Annotated in this window: 2 protein-coding genes, 1 rRNA gene and 2 other annotated features; of the genes, 2 read left to right on the top strand and 1 reads right to left on the bottom strand. The window is 47.5% G+C overall.

The window, feature by feature from the left end; translation table 11 throughout:
- Window positions 1–122: 122 nt before the first annotated feature.
- Window positions 123–468 (top strand) — a sequence feature (23S ribosomal RNA rRNA prediction is too short).
- Between the two features lie 9 nt (window positions 469–477).
- Window positions 478–1,348: a sequence feature (23S ribosomal RNA rRNA prediction is too short), on the top strand.
- A gap of 206 nt (window positions 1,349–1,554) precedes the next feature.
- A 5S ribosomal RNA gene (rrf, locus tag BN1765_RS01410) occupies window positions 1,555–1,670 on the top strand.
- Between the two features lie 109 nt (window positions 1,671–1,779).
- Here rrf and BN1765_RS01415 read toward each other — a convergent pair.
- Window positions 1,780–1,977, bottom strand: a complete 198-nt coding sequence (locus tag BN1765_RS01415; RefSeq protein WP_315969822.1) for a sigma factor G inhibitor Gin — start codon at window positions 1,975–1,977, stop codon at window positions 1,780–1,782.
- A gap of 177 nt (window positions 1,978–2,154) precedes the next feature.
- Between BN1765_RS01415 and BN1765_RS01420 the strand changes: the two genes are divergently transcribed.
- On the top strand, window positions 2,155–3,261 hold a 1,107-nt coding region (locus tag BN1765_RS01420; protein WP_050613534.1), incomplete at its 3' end, for an aminotransferase class I/II-fold pyridoxal phosphate-dependent enzyme.

A 3,261-nucleotide genomic window follows, 5' to 3' on the forward strand; every position in this document is an offset into this window, starting at 1 on the left:
AGCGAGGGAAATTTAGTACCGAAGTTCTTGATTCTACACTGCCAAGAAAAGCTTCTAGCGAGATAAAAGGTGCCCGTACCGCAAACCGACACAGGTAGGCGAGGAGAGAATCCTAAGGTGTGCGAGAGAACTCTCGTTAAGGAACTCGGCAAAATGACCCCGTAACTTCGGGAGAAGGGGTGCTCTGGTAGGGTGCAAGCCCGAGAGAGCCGCAGTGAATAGGCCCAGGCGACTGTTTAGCAAAAACACAGGTCTCTGCGAAGCCGCAAGGCGAAGTATAGGGGCTGACGCCTGCCCGGTGCTGGAAGGTTAAGAGGAGAGGTTAGCGCAAGCGAAGCTTTGAATCGAAGCCCCAGTAAACGGCGGCCGTAACTATAACGGTCCTAAGGTAGCGAAATTCCTTGTCGGGTAAGTTCCGACCCGCACGAAAGGCGTAACGATCTGGGCACTGTCTCAACGAGAGACTCGGTGAAATTATAGTACCTGTGAAGATGCAGGTTACCCGCGACAGGACGGAAAGACCCCGTGGAGCTTTACTGCAGCCTGATATTGAATTTTGGTACAGCTTGTACAGGATAGGTAGGAGCCTTTGAAGCCGGAGCGCCAGCTTCGGTGGAGGCGTCGGTGGGATACTACCCTGGTTGTATTGAAATTCTAACCCGCACCCCTCAATCGGGGTGGGAGACAGTGTCAGGCGGGCAGTTTGACTGGGGCGGTCGCCTCCTAAAATGTAACGGAGGCGCCCAAAGGTTCCCTCAGAATGGTTGGAAATCATTCGTAGAGTGCAAAGGCATAAGGGAGCTTGACTGCGAGACCTACAAGTCGAGCAGGGACGAAAGTCGGGCTTAGTGATCCGGTGGTTCCGCATGGAAGGGCCATCGCTCAACGGATAAAAGCTACCCCGGGGATAACAGGCTTATCTCCCCCAAGAGTCCACATCGACGGGGAGGTTTGGCACCTCGATGTCGGCTCATCGCATCCTGGGGCTGTAGTCGGTCCCAAGGGTTGGGCTGTTCGCCCATTAAAGCGGTACGCGAGCTGGGTTCAGAACGTCGTGAGACAGTTCGGTCCCTATCCGTCGCGGGCGTAGGAAATTTGAGAGGAGCTGTCCTTAGTACGAGAGGACCGGGATGGACGCACCTCTGGTGTACCAGTTGTCTTGCCAAAGGCATCGCTGGGTAGCTATGTGCGGACGGGATAAGTGCTGAAAGCATCTAAGCATGAAGCCCCCCTCAAGATGAGATTTCCCATAGCGTCAAGCTAGTAAGACCCCTGAGAGATGATCAGGTTGATAGGTTCGAGATGGAAGTGTGGCGACACATGGAGTTGACGAATACTAATCGGTCGAGGACTTAACCTAAATATAAAGCGAAGGCGACTGTCTGCTTTGACGGCGTTGGAGGGTTGACACTACAAATCCCGATTTTGGATTTGAAGTGGCGAACCGAAACGACCGAAAAGCTAGGAGCCGTAGCTGGATTACGTGTTTGAACAAAAATCTTACTCCTTCCGTTATCTAGTTTTGAAGGAATAAACCTTTTAAAAAAATACATGTCTGGTAATGATGGCGAAGAGGCCACACCCGTTCCCATTCCGAACACGGAAGTTAAGCTCTTCAGCGCCGATGGTAGTTGGGGGTTTCCCCCTGCGAGAGTAGGACGTTGCCAGGCAAACGAAAGATCAGCCGAGTGCTGGTCTTTTTTTTTGCAGTAAAAAAGGGGGATTGGGCAAAATAAAAAATGCCTTGTGCTTTTGAAGGCATTTTGTGAAGAAGGAGGACTATAAAAAACTTTGAGGAAGTGTGATCATCTTTAATTTATCCAAGTAGTAATGATAAATGGGATCTGAGGTTTCTGTCTGAAGAATACCCGTTTCACATTCTTGGCAAATGAATGAAGTATAAAGGAAAATCCCTTGTTTTTTCTCTTCTTCGCATATGATGCAGGACTGAAACATGCTCTCACTGTTTTTCATCATGACACCTCCATAAATCCATTCTGTCCACTTTGACAAAACACATACATATTTCTGAATAATAAGTTTCAACAGGTTTTCTAAGTATATGTAAGAAGAAAGATTTTCGTGTATGTCTACAAAGAACTTATATTTGCTAAACTGTGGATACAGACGAAATGAAAAGGATGATCAAGGTAAATGAAGCAAGAACATACACCCTTATATGACGCTCTAAAAAGGTTCGCGGACGAGAAACCCGTCTCTTTCCACGTGCCAGGCCATAAGAACGGACAGGTTTTTTTAGATAAAGGAAATGATTATTTCGGACAGATATTAAAGCTAGACGGCACTGAGTTGGAAGGCCTTGATGATTTACATGAACCGGAAGGCGTGATTAAAGAAGCCGAGGAGCTGTTGTCTGCTCTCTACGATTCACAGCAAAGCTTCTTTTTGGTGAATGGCTCGACTGTGGGAAACTTGGCGATGGTACTTGGAACCTGTAAAGCGGGAGATACAGTACTTGTTCAAAGGAATTGCCATAAGTCCATTATGAACGCGCTTGAATTGGCGAGAGTGAAGCCTGTATTCCTATCGCCCCGCTACAATGACGAGTGGGGGACGGCTGAAGAGGTAGAGTTCACAACCGTACAATCTGCCTTAGACACCTATGTGGATGCAAAGGCATTGATTCTAACTTATCCGACGTATTATGGGATCGGGGAGGACTTGACTGAAACGATTCACCTTGCGCATGAACATGGTGTCCAAGTGTTGGTTGATGAGGCACATGGTGCACATTTTATTGCAGGTGAGCCGTTTATGAAAAGCAGTTTAGCGATGGGAGCAGATTATGTGGTGCAGTCAGCGCATAAAACATTGCCGGCCATGACAATGGGGTCTTATCTGCATATTGGCCAAAATTGCCGCTTCCCCCACAATATAAAGGAATATCTTCAGATTCTGCAAAGCAGCAGCCCATCTTATCCAATCATGGCATCACTGGACCTTGCACGTTCGTTTCTCGGGACGCTCACTAAAGAGGACTTGGATTATACAAAATCATGTATAGAGGCATTCAAAAAAGAACTTAGCGCATTGGAAGGAATAAAATTGCTCCAACCGGCACGAGGCAGCGCTGATTTGTTAAAGGCAGTCCTTCAAAGTGATGGGACCTATAGTGGTTTCACATTGCAAGAAGAGCTTAGAAAAGAACATATTTATACGGAATTGGCGGATATCCGCAATGTGTTGCTTGTATTGCCGATTTTAAAAGCAGGACAGGATTACCCATTTGAGCAGATGGTC

The organism is Bacillus testis (assembly GCF_001243895.1).
In the GTDB taxonomy this organism is placed as follows: Bacteria; Bacillota; Bacilli; order Bacillales; family DSM-1321; genus Bacillus_AD; species Bacillus_AD testis.